This window comes from Luteithermobacter gelatinilyticus (genome assembly GCF_005849285.1).
Taxonomy (GTDB): Bacteria; Pseudomonadota; Alphaproteobacteria; order Sphingomonadales; family Emcibacteraceae; genus Luteithermobacter; species Luteithermobacter gelatinilyticus.
The window spans coordinates 1543101-1561201 of sequence record NZ_CP040517.1 but is presented as its reverse complement, the minus strand read 5'-3'; the positions used below and the strand labels follow the sequence as shown (position 1 = coordinate 1561201).

Genomic DNA, 18101 nt, shown 5'->3' with positions numbered 1-18101 from the left:
CGAAAGGTGGAAAATAATCTGACGTCATGAGCTTTTTTCATCGCCCTGGCGGGTTTTACAGAATTCTGAGCGTTCTGCTTGTTTTGTCTTTCGTGATGAGCCCCATGGCCCATGCGCAAAGACGTGGCGGTCTGGCAATTTTACGGGATGCGGAAATCGAAAAATATATTCGCAATATGGCGGAACCCTTGTTTGTTGCAGCGGAACTGGATCCAGGTTCTGTCAGGACCTATCTCATTAACGATAACACCCTGAATGCCTTCGTGGCCGGCGGACAGAATATTTTTATTCACTCCGGACTGCTGATTGCGGCCGAAAATTCCAATCAGGTAATCGGTGTTCTGGCCCATGAAACCGGGCATATCACCGGGGGGCACCTGACCCGATTTACGGATGGCCTTAAGGGGGCGACGGCCATGACGCTTCTCGGAGCCATTCTCGGGGCAGCGGCTATTGCCGCAGGGTCGGGGGATGCGGGCATGGCGCTGATGATGGGCGGACAGCACCTCGGAACCCGGACCTTCCTGAAATACAGCCGCACCCAAGAATCTGCCGCCGACCAAGCGGGACTGACACTTCTTGAAAAAACCGAACAAAGCGGAGAAGGCCTGATTGATTTTCTCGATCATCTTGGTGATCAGGAACTGTTGAGTTCCTATCAGCAGGATCCCTATGCTCGGACTCACCCGGTCAGCGTTGAACGAGTTGCCCGGCTCAGGCAACGCGTCACCACGTCGCCTTATTACGGGAAAGCACCTGACCCAACAATCGAGACTGAGTTCAAGCGCCTTCAGGCCAAATTATACGGGTATCTGAAGCCGGGGTATGCGACGTTGAACAAATATCCACCAGAGGATCAAAGCCTTTATGCGCGGTACGCCCGAACCTTTGCTTATCACAAGATGCATCAGGTGGAAAAAGCGCTGCAGGAAGTCGACGCCCTGATCGCCTCAGCGCCGCAGGACCCCTATTTTTATGAAACAAAGGGCCAAATTCTGTTTGAAAACGGGCGAATTGAAGAAGCCATTCCTGCCTATCGCATGGCTGTGAAAAATTTACCGGAAGAGCCTTTGATCCGCGTAGCCTTTGCCCAGGCTCTGATTGCGACGGAAAATAATGATTATCTGCCGGAAGCCATAGAAAGCCTGGAATACGCCCTGTCGCGCGACCCGAACAATGCCTTTGCCTGGCATCAGGCTTCCGTGGCCTATCATCGTATGGGCAATGATGCCATGACCCGCTATGCCACTGCCGAACGATTTCTGTTGAGTGGCAATATTCGCGGCGCTATGGTCAATGCCAAACACGCCGTGGACTTGTTGCCGAAAAATACGCCGCAATGGCTTCGGGCCCAGGATATTCTTTTCGTTACGCGCGCCAATCTGGAAGCCCAGGGCCGGGGCAAGGATCTGCCGCCTCTGCCGGATGAAAAAGACGGCCAAGGCAAAGATAAAGCAGGCAAGAATCGGGGCAATTGAACATAACTATACACCAAACGGCCGTCCCCAGCAGGGCGGCCCGATAAACGATCCTAAATTCAGGGAACTTTGATGAAACATACAAGAATATTTTTGACGGTTTTCCTGCCAATCTGTGTGGTTTTAACCATCGGACTGTCATTAAAGCCGGCAGAAGCCCAAGCGGACACATCTGGTTTTACGGACGTGCAAAAAGAACAAATTCGTGACGTCGTGCGACAGTATATCCTGGAAAATCCGGAAATCATTCCGGAAGCGATTGACATTTTGCGTTCCCGTCAGATCGCTCACGTTCTGGCCCAGTACCACGAACCGCTTTATAATGATGGGATCAGCTATGTGGGCGGCAACCCCAATGGGGATCTCACCATTATCGAATTTTTTGATTACAACTGTAGTTATTGCAAGAAGGCGATGTCCACAGTGAACCGGTTGCTGAAAGAGGATAAGGGCCTGCGCATCATCTATAAGGAATTTCCCATTCTGGCGGAATCCTCGGTAACGGCGGCCAAGGCGTCACTGGCGGCAATCCGACAGGGAAAATATGAAGAATTCCATAAGGCTCTGATGAAAAACCGCAAGCCGCTGGATGAAGAGCTTATTTTTTCCATCGCGCGTAATGTAGGCCTTGATGAGCAGAAGCTTGCCGTCGATATGACAGATCCGGCCATCAGCCGTTCCATAGAGGAAAATACTGCCCTGGCCCGGGCGCTGAATATTACCGGCACGCCAGCTTTTATTATTGGGAACACCATTATTCCAGGAGCCCTGCCTTATGAAGAGTTGAAGAAAACTGTCGCCAAGGCGCGCAAGGACGTACCGCAAAAGGCCTCTCGCTGACAGATTAAGGCTTGCAATATCAACAAATGCGATGTCCCTCCCGAACTTTTTCTGGAGGGACATTATGTTTTGTCAACTTCTTGGGGCTCTCAGCGCAGATGAAGCCTAGAGTGAATTGAGCCAACCTCTGCACAATTCACTCTAAATCAGGCCTGCAAGCGGCGAGGACGGATCGGCATACATTTTGCGCGGCATGCGCCCAGCAAGATAGGCATCCCGACCGGCTTCCACCGCAAGCTTCATGGCTCGGGCCATGCGGACCGGATCCTTGGCCTCGGCGATGGCGGTGTTCATCAATACGCCGTCACAGCCCAGTTCCATGGCCTCGGCGGCGTCAGACGCTGTTCCAACCCCTGCATCCACCAGCACCGGCACTTTGGCCTGTTCCACAATCAGTCGAATCTGCACCGGGTTTTGAATGCCCAGCCCCGAGCCGATGGGCGCACCCAACGGCATAATGGCGCAACAGCCCATCTCTTCCAGCACCTTGGCCTGGATCGGATCGTCATTGCAGTACACCATCACATCAAATCCTTCGGCAATAAGCGTTTCAGCCGCTTTCAGGGTTTCCGGCATATTGGGATACAGGGTTTTCTGATCCCCGAGAACTTCCAGCTTGACCAGCTTCCATCCCCCGGCTTCCCGCGCCAGGCGCAGGGTACGAACGGCTTCTTCTGCCGTAAAACAGCCTGCGGTATTGGGCAGATAGGTGATCTTTTTGGGATCCAGATAATCCACCAGCATGGGCTTTCCGGGGTCCATGATATTCACCCTGCGCACCGCCACTGTAACGATTTCGGCACCGGAAGCCGTTACGGCCTCGGCGGTTTGTTCAAAGTCACGATATTTCCCGGTCCCGACAATCAGACGGGAGGTATATTCCTTGCCGGCAATTACAAAACTGTCAGACACTTTTTCCACCACCTATAAAATGCACAATTTCAAGTTTGTCCCCTTCCCTGATCATCACATCCTGATATGTGGAGCGGGGAACGATTTCCAGGTTTCTTTCGACGGCAACTTTTGACGGATCAATACCCAGATTTTCCAAGAGGCAGTAAAGATCCTGATTTGCTTCGACTTTGTGGGGGTCACCGTTAATGATTATGTTAATCAAAGTCTGTCCCTTTTTCTTCTTAAGTACTATGCAGGATTAAAGCAATCCTCTATAGTTCGCAAATGGTTTCAGGCAAATCAATCGCCCTTGAACCGTCCCGGCCCAGAAGAGGCATGACCCCAGAGACAATTCCTATTTCCAAACGGGGTATAAGGCATTATATAGAACGATCACAGCAATAATGCAGCAGGCAAAATAAAACAAACGGACTGTTTTATGACGAATACCTCAAAGAAGACTGTCATGGTCATCAATGGGCCCAATCTGAATCTTCTCGGCAGCCGTGAGCCGGAAGTTTATGGTCGCGAAAGCCTGAAAGATATTGAGCACCGTCTGAAAACGCATGCTTCCGCAACACCCTGGCAGGTTGATTTTCGCCAAAGCAATCAAGAAGGCGAAATCATTGACTGGATTCACGAGGCGCGCGAGAGCGCACAGGCCATTATCATTAATGCCGGCGCTTATACGCACACTTCTATTGCCATCATGGATGCATTGCTTGCTGTGAATCTGCCCATTATTGAAGTTCATCTGTCGAATATCTTCAAGCGTGAGGATTTTCGTCATCATTCTTATATTTCACCGGCTTCCCGGGGGATAATCTGCGGCTTTGGGAGCCGGGGATATCTGTTGGCGCTTGACGCTCTGGCGGATATAACCGCACAAAAACAATAAGATCAGAAAGAACGAAGGATTTACATCAGATGTCAAAAATGCACGTCGATCAGGAACTTATTCGCGATCTGGCAGCACTGCTTAATGAAACGGACCTGACCGAAATCGAAGTTGAGGACGGCGAACGAAAAATTCGTGTAGCCCGCACCGCAACCGCTGTTGCAGCAGCGGCACCGGTGGCTCCTGCTCCTGTTGCTGCTGCGCCCGCCGCCCCCACAGCTGAGAGCAGCGCCGGCAGTGATCTGAGTTCCCATCCCGGTGCCGTCACTTCGCCCATGGTGGGAACTGTCTATGTAGCTCCGGAACCAGGAGCCGATCCCTATATCAAAGTGGGAGACCGGGTGAACAGCGGGGATACCCTGTTGATTGTGGAAGCCATGAAAGTCATGAACCATATTCATGCGCCCAAATCCGGTACTGTCACGCAGATTCTGGTGGAAAACGGGCAACCCGTTGAATATGGCGAACCTCTGGTGATCATTGAATAAAGGCCTTTTCCTGATGTTTGATAAAGTGCTTATTGCCAACCGGGGCGAAATTGCTCTTCGCATTCATCGCGCCTGCCGGGAAATGGGCATTCATACCGTTGCCGTTCATTCCGTGGCCGATGAAGACGCCATGCATGTGCGTCTGGCGGATGAAAGTGTCTGTATTGGTCCGGCGCCTTCGGCGGAAAGTTATCTGAATATTCCCGCCATTATTGCCGCAGCTGAAATCACCGGTGTGGATGCCATTCATCCCGGATACGGTTTCTTATCCGAAAATGATAAATTTTCGGAAATCGTTGAAGAACATAACATCGTCTTTATCGGACCGTCCGCGGAACATATCCGTCTGATGGGAGATAAGATTTCCGCCAAGGAAACTGTCAAGAAGCTGGGCATTCCCGTGGTGCCCGGCTCTGATGGCGAAATTCGCGATATCAAAGAAGCCATGAAAATCGCTAAGGATATTGGCTATCCGGTGATCGTAAAGGCTGCTGCCGGCGGCGGCGGACGCGGTATGAAAGTGGTCCACAATGAACAGGAACTGCAAAAAGCCGTTAGCACCGCCAAACAGGAAGCCAGGGCCGCCTTCGGTGATGATGCCGTGTATCTGGAAAAATTCCTCACTCTGCCAAGGCATATTGAATTACAGATCATTGCGGACAAACATGGCAATGCCGTGCATCTCGGGGAACGGGACTGTTCCCTGCAGCGGCGCCATCAGAAAGTCCTGGAGGAGGCCCCGTCCCCTGCCCTGAATGCCAGTGAACGGGAAAAAATCGGGGAAGTTGTGCGCAAGGCTGTGCAGGGGCTGGGTTATGTCGGCGCCGGTACCATTGAATTCCTGTATGAGAACGGGGAATTTTATTTTATCGAAATGAATACCCGTTTGCAGGTGGAACATCCGGTGACGGAAATGATCACCGGTATTGACCTGGTGCGCGAACAGATCCGGGTGGCGGCGGGCTTGCCGCTATCCTTCAAACAGGAAGATATTTCCTTTTCCGGCCACGCTATTGAATGCCGCATCAATGCGGAAGATCCCTTTACCTTTGCCCCCTCTCCCGGTCGGATCGGCGATTATCATACCCCGGGCGGGCTTGGGGTCCGGGTGGATTCCGCGTTATACAGCGGGTATAGTATCCCGCCTTATTACGACAGCATGATCGCCAAGCTGATCGTCCATGGCAAAACCCGCAACGAATGTCTAATGCGGTTGCGTCGGGCGTTGGAAGAGTATGTCATTGACGGGATCAAAACCACCATTCCTCTGCATCAGCGCCTGATCCGGGAAAGTGATTTCGTCAATGGAGCTTATGACATTCATTGGCTGGAGAATTTCCTGAATACAATGGATAAATGACCGAAATTTCCGCAGAACTTCTTCTCCATGCCTATAGTCAGGGCATATTTCCCATGGCCGAACAGGCCGATGCGGAGGAAATCTATTGGGTGGATCCCCAAATGCGGGGGATCTTCCCATTGGACCGGTTTCATGTCCCGGCGAAACTGGCCAAAAAGATTCGCAAATCCCCCTTTGAGATACGCATAGACACCGCCTTCCCTCAGGTGATCCGGGCTTGTGCCGAAACCATACCCGGTAGCGAACGGGAAAACACCTGGATCAATGACCATATCATCTGTCTTTATGAAGACCTGTTCGCTATGGGGTACTGCCATTCCGTGGAATGCTGGCAGCAGGGAACTCTGGTCGGCGGACTCTATGGAGTGTCCATCGGTGGGGCCTTTTGCGGGGAGAGTATGTTTCACAGGGTCAGCGATGCCAGCAAGGTCGCACTTGTCTATCTTGTCGCCCGGTTGCGATATGGCGGATACAGCCTTCTGGATACCCAGTTCATCACCCCTCACCTGGCCCGTTTCGGGGCCATCGAAATTCCCCGGCAAGAATACAGAAAACGTCTGAATGAAGCCCTGAACAGGGCCGGTGATTTCTATTCGCTGCCTTTAGAGGTATCCCCGGATACCATTTTGCAACTGGTCAGCCAAATGTCATAAACCGGATGTTCCAAAGGCGAGACGGCCGGGCTGGAGGCAAACATCCAGCCGGAAAACACTTTTTTGCGCTGCGCGTCATTGCCGACATCAGTGATTTCCAGGAAAGCCACGCTTTCCGGGGTTTCTTCCGGCGGCGTGCTGCGACAATAGCGCATGACAATTTCCAGCGTGCCGAAGCGGACCACTTCATTTTGCCGGGCTTCTATGCTGGATAGGCGAGTGGTAATCTTGTCCAACGCGCCCAGAACCGCCACCGGTGTTCTAGTTTCCTTAAAAATCGAGGGGGATTCCTTCACGGGCTGGCTAAGAGCATTGATCGGCCATAAGGGCATCAAAGCAACGAACAAGATCATCAGGTCACTAAGAATTCCGGTCTTTTTTACAAGACGCTCATTCATCGTCTGATCCGGCAAATTTATCCAGCAGCCCCAGGAGATCAACAGACCCTTGAGTATCAAGGATTTCGTCACCATCCCGCAGATATTCATCACTGCCCCCTGGGTCAAGGGCCAGATAATTTCCGCCCAGAAGCCCCTCAGCAGTAATCTTGGCGAAGGTATCTTCCGGAAGTTTAATGGACGGATCCACGGTGAACTCCACTACCGCCCAATAACTTTCCGGGTCAATGAACTGACGCACCACTGTGCCAACCTTGATGCCGCTGATACGAACATCGCTGCCCACCGAAAGGCCGTCCACCTTATTAAAGCGGGCCTTTAAAAGATATCCGCCATTGTTGGCAATATTGGCGTGAGTATAAGCGAAATACAGGAATGTTCCGGCCACAAACAAGACCACAAGCCCCATCAGGGTTTCCACCAGGTTATTTCGCATTCGTATACTCCCAGAAAATCCTCTAAAAAAAACGGGGCTTAATTGGGCGTCCAAGCCTCATAATCGCCATTGCTTGTCGGCCGGCGGCCTTCCCGGTACAGACTGCCTTTGGGGAAATATGCTTTGACCGTTCCGGTTGGGTTGGGCTCATGTTCTTTTTCCCAAGGCTTGACCCGCGGCGGATTTTCCACAGGGGTTTCATCAATCGTATAATGCAACCAGGCATGCCATTCAGGCGGAATTCGGGAAGCCTCAACTTCTCCCTTGTAAATGACCCAGCGTTTGTCGCCGTCTTTTTCCCGGTAATAAATATTACCCTGATTGTCCTCTCCAACCTTGACGCCTTTTCTTTTGGTAAAAAGCATGGTGCCAATGGTGCTGTCATTCCACCAGGTAAAAATACGTTTGAATAGGGATATCATGTCCTTAATTTCCACTCTACTGCCGGATTTGTCCTTCTATACCGCGACAAAGCAAACAGAACAACCATAAAACGGTCCTGTTCGGTCTCCTTGGCTGCTGTTCTGCCCATGTTTATGGCCTCCGGTCCAATCCCCTGGATGCAGCGTATACCAAGGGCGGAACGCTTTTGGTGCTCCGACTCGCGAGACACAAGATATAGAAACAAAACTTCCGTCAACCACAATATATAAGAAAAAAATCTGTTATTCGGAACCGAACTTGGTTAGACTTTTGTCTCGAAATCATCATCGAAAAGTCACAATTAGAGACGTTTCATCGTTACAGAAGTTTCATTGTCTAGACTCCGGGGAACAGGAATGAGAATCAACCGTCGTTTTACTTCACCAGATCAGTCTCCCTATCATGGGCTTGACTTTCGTTCTGCCAATAGCGAAATCCGCAATCCGGATGGCAGTATCGTCTTCGAGCTGAAAGATATTGAGGTGCCGGCGGACTGGAGTCAGGTGGCCACCGATATCATTGCCCAGAAATATTTCCGCAAAGCCGGTGTGCCGTCCTGTTTGAAGGCGGTTGAGGAGCCCGATGTACCCAGCTGGCTATGGCGGCATGAAGCGGATAAGGAAGCTCTTGAAGCGTTGCCCGCAGAGAAAAGATATGGCCCGGAACGCAGCGCCAAGCAGGTGTTTGACCGCCTGGCCGGCACCTGGACCTACTGGGGCTGGAAAGGGGGATATTTCACGGAAGAATCGGATGCCCGGGCATTTTTTGATGAAATGCGCTACATGCTGGCTACACAAATGTGCGCCCCCAATTCTCCTCAATGGTTTAATACCGGTCTTCATTGGGCATATGGCATCGACGGTCCGGCTCAGGGACATTATTATGTGGACTATCAGACAGGCAAATTAACCCGCTCCAGGAGTGCTTACGAACACCCGCAACCCCATGCCTGCTTTATCCAGAGCGTCGAAGATGATCTGGTTAATGAAGGCGGGATTATGGATCTTTGGACACGTGAAGCGCGTCTGTTTAAATACGGGTCCGGCACGGGCAGCAACTTTTCAAACATTCGTGGGCAAGGCGAACCTCTGTCTGGCGGGGGCAAATCTTCCGGATTGATGAGTTTCCTGAAAATCGGCGATCGCGCCGCCGGGGCCATCAAATCCGGCGGCACTACCCGGCGTGCCGCAAAAATGGTGATTGTGGATATTGACCATCCCGATATAGAGGATTTCATCAACTGGAAAGTTCGCGAAGAGCAAAAAGTTGCCGCGCTGGTGGCTGGCTCCAAAATCACGGCCAACCACCTCAGGGAAGTCATGAACGCCTGCCAGCAGGAAGACCTCTCCGAAGAGGATCGTTACGAGGCGCATAAAAATCCGCATCTGAAAACCGCCATTATTGCCGCCCGCAACGCCATGATACCGGAAAATTATATCCAGCGGGTGATCCAGTTCGCCCGACAAGGTTTCACGGAAATTGAATTTGAAACCTATGATACGGACTGGGATTCTGAAGCCTATATGACGGTTTCCGGGCAGAACTCCAACAACTCTGTGCGGGTAACCGACGATTTTATGCGGGCTGTCGAAGAAGACCGGGACTGGGCACTGATTCACCGGGGGGGCAACCATTCAGTGGCCAAAACGGTCAAGGCGCAGGCGCTGTGGGATGATATTGCATTATCGGCCTGGCAATGTGCCGATCCGGGATTGCAGTTTCATACCACCATCAATGATTGGCACACTTGCCCCGAATCAGGGGAAATCCGGGCCTCCAACCCCTGTTCCGAATATATGTTTCTGGATGATACGGCCTGTAATTTGGCGTCACTCAATTTGATGAAATTCCGCGGGCGCGAGGAACGTTTTGATGTGGACTCTTTTGAACATGCCGTACGTCTTTGGACCATGGCGCTGGAAATTTCCGTGCTGATGGCGCAGTTCCCTTCAAAGGAAATTGCCCAGCGCAGCTATGATTTCCGCACACTTGGTCTTGGATATGCCAATATTGGCGGTCTGATCATGGCCTCTGGCTATTCCTATGACAGTGACGAAGGCCGTGCCCTGTGTGGCGCCATCACCGCGCTAATGACCGGAGCGGCCTATCGCACTTCTGCGGAAATGGCTCGGGAACTGGGCAGTTTCCCAGCCTATGAAAAAAACAGTGATTCTATGCTCCGGGTAATCCGCAATCACCGTCGCGCCGCCTGGGGCAAAACAGATGGTTATGAAGAGTTACAGACCATCCCGGTGCCGCTCGATATTGTCAATTGCCCCTTCCCTGAAATTGCCACGGCAGCAGGGGCAGCCTGGGATCAGGCATTGGAAATCGGCACCCTGCACGGTTATCGCAACGCTCAGACCACGGTGATCGCGCCCACGGGCACCATCGGCCTGGTTATGGATTGCGACACAACCGGCATTGAACCGGACTTTGCGCTGGTGAAATACAAAAAGCTCGCGGGCGGCGGACATTTTAAGATCATCAATCGCCTGGTGCCCCAGGCGTTGAAAACACTGGGGTACACCCCGAAACAGATTGATGAAATGGCCAAATATGCGGTTGGTCACGGCACCCTGCATGGCGCCCCGCATATTAACCCGGAAAGCCTGAAGGAAAAAGGTTTCTCCGAAGCACAGCTGGATATTTTGGAAGAGAATATCAAAGGAGCGTTTGATATCAGTTTTGCCTTTAATCACTGGGTTCTGGGCAAGGACTTCTGTCGGGATGTGCTGGGCTTCTCAGAAGAACAGCTGAATGATCTGTCCTTTAACATGCTGGAAGCTCTAGGGTTCAGTAAAAAGCAGATCGAGGAAGCCAATCTGTATTGTACCGGCACCATGACCCTGGAAGGGGCGCCACATCTGAAGGAACAGCATCTGCCGGTCTTTGATTGCGCCAACCCTTGCGGCAAAATCGGCAAACGTTACTTAAGTGCGGAAAGCCATATTCGCATGATGGCGGCGGCCCAGCCGTTCATTTCCGGGGCGATTTCGAAAACCATCAATATGCCGGCCTCGGCAACTGTCGAAGACTGCAAGAAGGCCTATATGCTCTCCTGGCGGCTGGGCTTGAAGGCCAATGCGCTATACCGGGACGGCTCAAAACTCAGCCAGCCTTTGAATACTTCCCTGCTCAAGGAAGACGATCTGGCGGAAGACAAGTCCCAGGCTGAGAAAACCCGGATTGTGGCGGAACGCATCGTCGAACGTATTGTCGAACAGCAAGGACCAGCCAGACGGCAAAAACTGCCCAGTCGCCGCAAGGGATATACCCAGAAAGCCATGGTGGGAGGGCATAAAGTTTATCTCAGAACCGGCGAGTATGATGACGGCAGACTGGGCGAGATCTTTATCGACATGCACAAGGAAGGCGCCGCTTTCCGCAGCCTCATGAACAATTTTGCCATTGCGCTGTCCATTGGCCTGCAATATGGGGTGCCGCTCGAAGAATATGTCGATGCCTTCACCTTTACCCGTTTTGAACCGTCAGGCCAGGTTGTTGGCAATGACGCTATTAAGATGGCCACCTCTGTTCTGGATTATATTTTCCGTGAATTGGCCGTTTCTTATCTGGGGCGGAATGATTTGGCGCATGTGGATCCGGAAGACCTGCTGCCTGATTCCATTGGCACCGGTGATGCATCCGCTGCACCGGCGTTTTCTGCCGAAGCATCGGGGAAAAACCTTGACCGCATGATGGAACTGGCCAGCACCGGTTATGTGCGTAAAAGCAATCTGTATGTGTTAAATACGAAAACCAAGGGACAGGCCAGTGAACAGGCCGCAAGCGACCCTATAAGTGCTTCTGTAAGCGTGGAAACCACCACCACAGCGGTCAATGCCGGTGTCGTGCAGACCACCACCCAAAGGGTAACGGAAAGTGTCACCGACAGGATCGTTCAGGCCCGCATGAAAGGATATGAAGGTGATGCCTGCGGTGAATGCGGAAACTTCACCATGGTCAGAAACGGTACATGTCTGAAATGCGATACCTGCGGATCGACAAGCGGATGTTCGTAATTACAGATTTTTACTAAATATTTACCGAATGGGTTCACCCTGTCCTTTATGGGGGCGAAGATAACAAATACAACTTCCTTCGTATTGTGATGGGGTGAAACTACAGGCATGCTGCACAAGATTGCTGCGCCATTTCTTTTCAGGGATCACAAGCCGCGTTTCAAAGTCAGAGACAATGCCGGTTTCAATAAACGGCGCCTGGCTGATGGCGTAGCGGAACTTACACTTTGCGCGAATAAGAGAAATTTCTGTTTCTCTTGCTGTAATGATGAACTTCTCAAGATCCTCAGTTACCGCGAAAATACCCCTCTTGAAAAAAAACTCGACGAATTGATTTGGCTGCAGGACCATGGTCAACTTCAAAAACAAGTGGATCTGGTTTGCCGGACGCAGGAAACCCAAGACTTTTATTGGCAGTACAAAACACCTGACGGGCAGGAATGTTCACTTTATTGTCGCCTTCTGCCGATCAAAGGATTGAACGGCGCGCTTCAAAAGATCATGTTGTTGAGTGCCGATAGAGGGCTGGAACTGAAATTTGAGCAGGAAGTTGAACGTTACAATTATTTTGACAGTCTCACCAATCTTCCAAACAAACATTATTTTTATCAGGTGATAGAGGACAGGTTTGGCGATGACCTGCCTCCCGGCGACGCGGCTGTTCTGTTTATCAATATTTTCAAGCTCCAGCGTATTAATGAGAGTTACGGTTATGAAGCGGGTGATGAGCTGTTGAAAATGATTGCTCAGAAAATTCAGTCCTGCCTGCCCCCCGAAGGACTCCTGGCCCGCTTTGATGGCGACAAATTTGTCATACTTTTAAATGACGAGGCGTATGATTCTGCGGAAAATGAAGCTGTTGCCCTTGCTCGCCAAATTCATCATGAACTGACAAAAAAGATTCATCTGGGGAATCAGAAAATTCAGGTGGCCGCCACCATTGGCATTTCTTCCGGAACCTCCACCTTGCATAACCTTATCGAACTGCTCCAGGATGCCCATACTGCAATGCAACGCATTAACGGGCTGAGCACCGACCGGACCCTGGTCTATAAACCGGAAATCAAAAGCCGAGCCCAGTCGATCCTGAAGCTGGAGACAGAATTGGGCGTGGCCATAGATAACCGGGAACTTGAAGTTTATTATCAGCCCATTATCAATCTTGCCAGCGGTACCCTCATCGGATTTGAAGCCTTATCTCGCTGGAACCACCCGGAACGGGGTGCCGTCTCTCCGGCAGAGTTTATTCCGCTTGCCGAGGAAAGCGGTCTGATTCTGCCAATGGGACGCTGGTGTATGACCACCGCGTGCCAGCAACTCAGTGAGTGGATCAAAAAATATCCGGAAGCCGGGGCGCTGATGATCAATGTGAATGTTTCTAATATGCAAATCACCCAGGATGACGTAATGGCGGTTGCCCGTGATGCGTTGCGCCATTCCGGACTGGAAGGTCACCATCTAAAACTGGAAATTACCGAATCCAGCTTGGTGGAAAATGCAGACCAGGCCCGGGATATTCTGCTCGATCTGAAATCCTTGGGACTGCAACTCGCCATTGATGATTTTGGCACCGGATATTCATCCCTCAGCTATCTGCACCGCTTTCCCATAGATACATTGAAAATTGATCGCAGCTTCATTATGGACATGAACCGTAACGAGGACAGCCAAAAACTTGTGCATATCATCAGCAACCTGGCGACAACCCTGGGACTTGATCTGGTGGCCGAAGGGATTGAACAGCAGGAACAGTTGCTGATCCTGCGCCAATTGGGCTGTCATGCCGGACAGGGGTTCCTTATCGCTCCTCCCCTGCCCGCTTCTGAGGCAGAAAACTTCATCGCCGGCGGCCATAATTCCCGGTAATTCTTTGTTCTAGAGTGAATTGAGCCAACCTATTCACAATTCATTCTAAATCCTATCCGCCCCGTTACTATCTCCTGTATTTTGGAGAATAATGTGGTATAGTCCTATAAAGCCTTTCCCTTCTCGATCAGGAGCTTCCATGGATTATACGTCTTATTACAAGCAGGTAAGGGAGCGCCTTGACCATCTGATCCGGACAAGCTCCCGAGATGATTATGCCTCCATATCGGCGCTGATAGGAAAAAATCACGCCTATATACAGCAGTTCATCAAACGCGGTGTGCCCAAATGTTTGAATCAGGAAGACCTGAACACCATCCTTGAACATTTTGATCTGCCGGCAGATTATTTTGGTTCACCGGAGGATTTTCCTACGCCGGGACAAGCTTCTCCTCACTTTCCGGCAGATTTTCAACCATCGGATTATATTCTGGTTAACGTATATGATGTCCAGGCCGCCGCCGGCAGCGGTGCGTTTGCCGAAAACAACGACGTGCATAACCGACTGGCTTTTCGGAAAAGCTGGATTCGCGATAGCTCGAATGCCAGTGAAGAAGATCTGGCGGTGATTACGGTATCAGGCGATTCAATGGCGCCAACGCTGGTTGACGGGGATCATATTCTGGTGGACATGACAGAAAAAAAAATCCGTAATGACGGCATTTATGTCCTGCGCAATGATGATATGCTGCTGGTCAAAAGAATATCCCTAAATCCCGTCACGGGTCTATGCAGCATCAAAAGCGACAATCCACATTATGAAAGCTGGTCGGGGTGCGAACCTGAGAGCCTGGATATTTTGGGTCGGGTCATCTGGATGGGCCGAAAAATCTGAACGCCCACCCCCGGACAAGATACCAGAATCAGGATAACACCATCAGAACAGCGCGTTACAGCAGGAAATAGAAAAATGAGCGATTTTGACGATAAATTTCATAGACAGCCCACCATTCGCACCATCCCCAGTTATTCCAATCTAAATGCCAATGGTCATATTTTCGGTGGCTGGATTTTATCGCAAATGGACATGGCGGCGGGAATTGAAGCCATCAGATATGTGGGCGGACCCGTGGCGACTGTGGCCGTGGAAGCCATGAAATTTCACGCCCCTGTGTTGCCGGGCGACTGGCTCAGTGTCTATACCGATATCGTCCGGGTCGGCACCACCTCCATCACCATCCATATTGAGGTTATGGTGATGCGTCGGGGCCTGAAAGAAGAAATCAAAGTCACCGAAGGGGATTTTGTGTTTGTTGCCCTGAATGAAGATCACAAACCAACCCCCATCCATAAAAAGGACTGATCGCTCTGCCCGTGCCGATGTAGAAAATTCAACTGCCGGATATTTTATTAGAATGAATTGTGAATGACATGAAAAAGAACCGCGGGCACTCCAACCGCCACAGGGTAGAATGTTTTGTAGGTGCAAGGTCCGTGACGTGTAACGAAGATCAGTCGTCCCGGTGCACCTTTTCGTATTTTTCATGCATTTCCTGGGCTTCCAGGGTCATGGTGGCAATGGGACGGGCATCCAGCCGTTCCAGGCTGATGGGTTCACCGGTCACCTCACAATAGCCATATTCACCTTTGCGGATGCGCTCCAAGGCGGCGTCAATCTTGGCAATCAGCTTGCGTTGACGGTCGCGGGTTCTCAATTCCACAGACCAGTCTGTTTCAGACGAGGCGCGGTCTGCAATATCAGGTTCCTTGAGACTATCTTCCTGAAGGTGATTCAGCGTTTCTTTGGAATCACGCAGAATATCCTCTTTCCATTTGAGCAATTTCCGCCGAAAATACTCAACCTGCATAGGGTTCATAAACTCTTCATCTGCAGACGGTTTGTATCCCTCAGGCAACTCGACTGTCATCCAGCACCTCTGATCTTTGACCTTATTATGTTAATTTCGCACACAACCTAATCAACTCCCCCCTACTTTTCAAGAAGCATTTGAAGCAATTTTCCGTTTTGTGCGTATTACGAGAAGGTAAGAGAAATATCAGAGCTGGAAAATGGATTATTAGTCCTTTAGAATCAACTTTTTAGTCAATCATTTCAAGTTTCGCCAGTTCAACCTTGACCCGCAGTTCTATGTCATCAAGAAGGCTCTCCAGCGCTTTATCATTAACGACTCCGCGCTGTTGATTGACCACTTTTGCAACGTCACGTAGTTTCTGGACGGGGATTTGCCCGATCAGCAGTCCTGTCCTGATGGCTTCCAGATGATCCAGAAGTTCTTCTGCCCGTGCGACGCCACGGGACCGCCCATCGGTGGCCGTGCCCGCTTCCTGCAGGGCCAGTAAAGAGGTCACCGCTGTAAGCGGTGCGGTTCCACTGAGCCCGGCGCTGGCGGATGTTTCCTCGGTGGAGAGCTGTTTCTGGAAACCGGCTTTATCTGTCGCTTTCTTGTCTTTTTTCCGGCTCACTCCTGGCGTGGAGATTTTTCCGGGTCCTTTGATTTCCATAAATCAGATCCTTCTGCTGAATGAGGCACTAATATTCTTATTTTTTAGCAGATCGGGGCTGCTGTTCCTAGAGAATTTCTGGAGGGAGAATTTCTTAAAAGAGAAATCCGGGCATAAAAATCTGCACGCCAACAACTGCAAAATATTTCCGGATAAATAGCCCGGCAAGGCTTGCCGGTGTGTCAAAAAAGGCGGAAAATTTTTCTTATGGAGTGGAATAACAGACCCCTTCGGGAGCACCTGACAGGGAAATTTATAATTAAAAAACTTTATTTACAATGCATTAAAAGACTTTCTTCATGTTGTCTCACCCTGGCACGGATTTTGCTTTTATTCTTGTGATGTGGAACGTCTGTCAACAATGGATCGTCAAAAACAATGGGTAAAATCAGTTCAGAACAGGCGCTGAAAAAAAGCGTTGTCTTTTTGCTCCTCTTTGTCGCTGTTTTTATAACAGTGTCGGGAAACGTTTCTGCGGCTTCCCGTATCAAGGATCTGGTTGCCGTAGAGGGCGTGAGGGAAAACCAACTGGTCGGTTATGGTCTTGTGGTTGGCCTGAATGGCACCGGCGATACACTGCGCAACGCCCCCTTTACCCAGCAAAGTATCACGGCCATGCTGGAGCGTTTAGGGGTTAACACCCGCGACGCCACCATGAAAACAGACAACACTGCTGCGGTTATGGTCACGGCGAGCCTGCCCCCTTTTGCCCGTGCCGGCAGCCGTATTGATGTAACCATCAGCGCCATCGGAGACGCTGAAGATTTGCGGGGGGGGACACTTATCGTCACCCCCTTGCTCGGCGCCGATGGTGAAGTTTATGCCGTCGCGCAAGGGGCGCTGCAGATTGCCGGTTTTTCCGCGGGCGGCGATGCGGCAAACATCACAACCGGCGTTCCTACAGCTGGCCGTATTCCCAATGGGGCCATCATTGAGCGCGAAATCAACTACAGTATGGCGGATCTTGATGTTCTTCATCTTGCGTTAAGAGAACCGGATTTTACCACGGCGCAACGGATTGCAGAAACCATTAACCGGGAACTGGGGGTTAATGTGGCGGACCCCGTGGACCCGGCAACGGTACAGTTGCAGAAACCCCGGGGATATCCCAAAAATATGATTTCTTTGGTGACGGAAATTGAACAATTTTATGTGGAACCGGACCAGAAAGCCCGGGTTGTGATTGATGAAAAATCCGGAATCATTGTGATTGGGCAGGAAGTTCGGGTCAGTGAAGTGGCCATCGCGCAGGGCAACCTGACCATTCGGGTTACGGAAACACCCCAGGTATCCCAACCCGCCCCCTTTGCCCAAGGCGGAGAGACGCAGGTGGTTCCCCGCACCGAAGTTGAGGTGGACACTGGTGAAGGCAAAAAACTCGCCCTACTGAAACCCGGAGTGAATCTCCAAGATCTTGTTGATGGCTTAAATGCCTTGGGAATCGGGCCAAGGGACATGATTTCCATCCTTCAGGCCCTCAAGGTTTCCGGCGCACTGCATGCGGATATAGAGGTGATGTGATGGAAATGAAAGTCTTTGACATCCAGGGCAAAAACGTTGTTCAGCACAGTGTGGAGAGCCCCAAAACCCAGGCCCAGAAAGCGGCCCGGGATGCCGCCAATGAGTTCGAGGCCATCTTCCTTTCGGAAATCCTGAAAAATATGTCGATGGGGCTGCAAACCGATGGGCCGTTTGGCGGCGGGCACAGTGAGGGCATATACCGGGACCTGTTGAATGAACAAATGGCCAACACAATCAGCCGCAATGGTGGCATCGGGCTTTCCGATGCTGTGTATCGCGAAATACTGAAAACCCAGGAAGCCGGACAGCAGGACAATGTCCCTGCCCCCTCCCTTTCCCCACAAAAATGAGGACGAAA

Annotated in this window: 18 protein-coding genes and 1 pseudogene; 12 read left to right on the top strand and 7 right to left on the bottom strand. The window is 51.1% G+C overall.

Annotated elements, in window-relative coordinates:
* Positions 1 to 26 precede the first annotated feature (26 nt).
* Both FE788_RS07085 and FE788_RS07080 read left to right on the top strand, forming a co-directional pair.
* Positions 27 to 1478 (top strand): M48 family metalloprotease, encoded by a 1452-nt coding sequence (locus FE788_RS07085; RefSeq protein WP_138379971.1) that lies wholly within the window; start codon positions 27 to 29, stop codon positions 1476 to 1478.
* A 72-nt stretch (positions 1479 to 1550) separates the two neighbouring features.
* The gene (locus FE788_RS07080; protein WP_138379970.1) at positions 1551 to 2318 is read left to right on the top strand and encodes a DsbA family protein; all 768 of its coding nucleotides are present in this window, start codon (positions 1551 to 1553) and stop codon (positions 2316 to 2318) included.
* A 141-nt stretch (positions 2319 to 2459) separates the two neighbouring features.
* On the opposite strand, the pseudogene thiS reads toward FE788_RS07080, so the two are convergent.
* A pseudogene (thiS, locus tag FE788_RS07075) lies at positions 2460 to 3432 on the bottom strand (sulfur carrier protein ThiS).
* Positions 3433 to 3651: 219 nt separating this feature from the next.
* On the opposite strand from thiS, the gene aroQ reads away from it, so the two are divergent.
* Genes aroQ through aat form a run of 4 tightly spaced genes read left to right on the top strand, consistent with a single transcriptional unit; the run spans position 3652 to position 6611 of the window.
* Entirely contained in the window at positions 3652 to 4110 is a 459-nt protein-coding gene (gene aroQ / locus FE788_RS07065) for a type II 3-dehydroquinate dehydratase (protein ID WP_138379967.1), read from the top strand.
* A gap of 29 nt (positions 4111 to 4139) precedes the next feature.
* Positions 4140 to 4598 carry an acetyl-CoA carboxylase biotin carboxyl carrier protein gene (gene accB, locus FE788_RS07060; protein WP_210414188.1) on the top strand — a complete coding sequence of 153 codons (459 nt, stop codon included), beginning with the start codon at positions 4140 to 4142 and terminating at the stop codon, positions 4596 to 4598.
* 13 nt (positions 4599 to 4611) lie between these two features.
* Positions 4612 to 5958 carry an acetyl-CoA carboxylase biotin carboxylase subunit gene (accC, locus tag FE788_RS07055; protein WP_138379966.1) on the top strand — a complete coding sequence of 449 codons (1347 nt, stop codon included), beginning with the start codon at positions 4612 to 4614 and terminating at the stop codon, positions 5956 to 5958.
* Complete coding sequence (gene aat, locus FE788_RS07050; protein WP_138379965.1) at positions 5955 to 6611, top strand: leucyl/phenylalanyl-tRNA--protein transferase; 657 nt, start codon at positions 5955 to 5957, stop codon at positions 6609 to 6611. The genes accC and aat overlap by 4 nt, the downstream gene beginning before the upstream one ends.
* Here aat and FE788_RS07045 read toward each other — a convergent pair.
* Genes FE788_RS07045 through FE788_RS07035 form a run of 3 tightly spaced genes read right to left on the bottom strand, consistent with a single transcriptional unit; the run spans position 6548 to position 7867 of the window.
* Entirely contained in the window at positions 6548 to 7009 is a 462-nt protein-coding gene (locus FE788_RS07045) for a DUF2155 domain-containing protein (RefSeq protein WP_210414187.1), read from the bottom strand. The genes aat and FE788_RS07045 overlap by 64 nt on opposite strands.
* Positions 7002 to 7445 (bottom strand): outer membrane lipid asymmetry maintenance protein MlaD, encoded by a 444-nt coding sequence (mlaD, locus tag FE788_RS07040; RefSeq protein WP_138379964.1) that lies wholly within the window; start codon positions 7443 to 7445, stop codon positions 7002 to 7004. Before mlaD ends, FE788_RS07045 begins: the two co-directional genes overlap by 8 nt.
* A gap of 38 nt (positions 7446 to 7483) precedes the next feature.
* Complete coding sequence (locus tag FE788_RS07035; protein WP_138379963.1) at positions 7484 to 7867, bottom strand: NADH:ubiquinone oxidoreductase subunit NDUFA12; 384 nt, start codon at positions 7865 to 7867, stop codon at positions 7484 to 7486.
* A gap of 357 nt (positions 7868 to 8224) precedes the next feature.
* Here FE788_RS07035 and FE788_RS07030 point away from each other — a divergent pair, with 357 nt between their 5' ends.
* Positions 8225 to 11893, top strand: coding sequence for a vitamin B12-dependent ribonucleotide reductase (locus tag FE788_RS07030; protein ID WP_138379962.1), 3669 nt, complete (start codon positions 8225 to 8227; stop codon positions 11891 to 11893).
* A 21-nt stretch (positions 11894 to 11914) separates the two neighbouring features.
* Here FE788_RS07030 and FE788_RS14080 read toward each other — a convergent pair whose 3' ends face one another.
* Complete coding sequence (locus FE788_RS14080) at positions 11915 to 12295, bottom strand: hypothetical protein (RefSeq protein ID WP_168190312.1); 381 nt, start codon at positions 12293 to 12295, stop codon at positions 11915 to 11917.
* 105 nt (positions 12296 to 12400) lie between these two features.
* On the opposite strand from FE788_RS14080, the gene FE788_RS07025 reads away from it, so the two are divergent.
* The 3 genes from FE788_RS07025 to FE788_RS07015 all read left to right on the top strand — a co-directional run bounded on the left by FE788_RS07025 (position 12401) and on the right by FE788_RS07015 (position 15062).
* Positions 12401 to 13759, top strand: coding sequence for a putative bifunctional diguanylate cyclase/phosphodiesterase (locus FE788_RS07025; RefSeq protein ID WP_168190311.1), 1359 nt, complete (start codon positions 12401 to 12403; stop codon positions 13757 to 13759).
* Positions 13760 to 13898: 139 nt separating this feature from the next.
* Positions 13899 to 14594 (top strand): S24 family peptidase, encoded by a 696-nt coding sequence (locus FE788_RS07020; protein ID WP_168190310.1) that lies wholly within the window; start codon positions 13899 to 13901, stop codon positions 14592 to 14594.
* Positions 14595 to 14669: 75 nt separating this feature from the next.
* Positions 14670 to 15062: an acyl-CoA thioesterase gene (locus FE788_RS07015; protein ID WP_138379959.1), complete on the top strand. Its 393-nt coding sequence runs from the start codon at positions 14670 to 14672 to the stop codon at positions 15060 to 15062.
* A gap of 148 nt (positions 15063 to 15210) precedes the next feature.
* Here the strand turns inward: FE788_RS07015 and dksA are convergent, their stop codons facing one another.
* Positions 15211 to 15627, bottom strand: a complete 417-nt coding sequence (dksA, locus tag FE788_RS07010; protein ID WP_138379958.1) for an RNA polymerase-binding protein DksA — start codon at positions 15625 to 15627, stop codon at positions 15211 to 15213.
* A 172-nt stretch (positions 15628 to 15799) separates the two neighbouring features.
* On the bottom strand, positions 15800 to 16222 hold the full coding sequence (locus FE788_RS07005) for a flagellar assembly protein FliX (protein ID WP_138379957.1): 423 nt from the start codon (positions 16220 to 16222) through the stop codon (positions 15800 to 15802).
* A 378-nt stretch (positions 16223 to 16600) separates the two neighbouring features.
* On the opposite strand from FE788_RS07005, the gene FE788_RS07000 reads away from it, so the two are divergent.
* Positions 16601 to 17743, top strand: coding sequence for a flagellar basal body P-ring protein FlgI (locus FE788_RS07000; protein ID WP_138379956.1), 1143 nt, complete (start codon positions 16601 to 16603; stop codon positions 17741 to 17743).
* Positions 17743 to 18093: a rod-binding protein gene (locus tag FE788_RS06995; protein WP_138379955.1), complete on the top strand. Its 351-nt coding sequence runs from the start codon at positions 17743 to 17745 to the stop codon at positions 18091 to 18093. Before FE788_RS07000 ends, FE788_RS06995 begins: the two co-directional genes overlap by 1 nt.
* Positions 18094 to 18101: the final 8 nt, after the last annotated feature.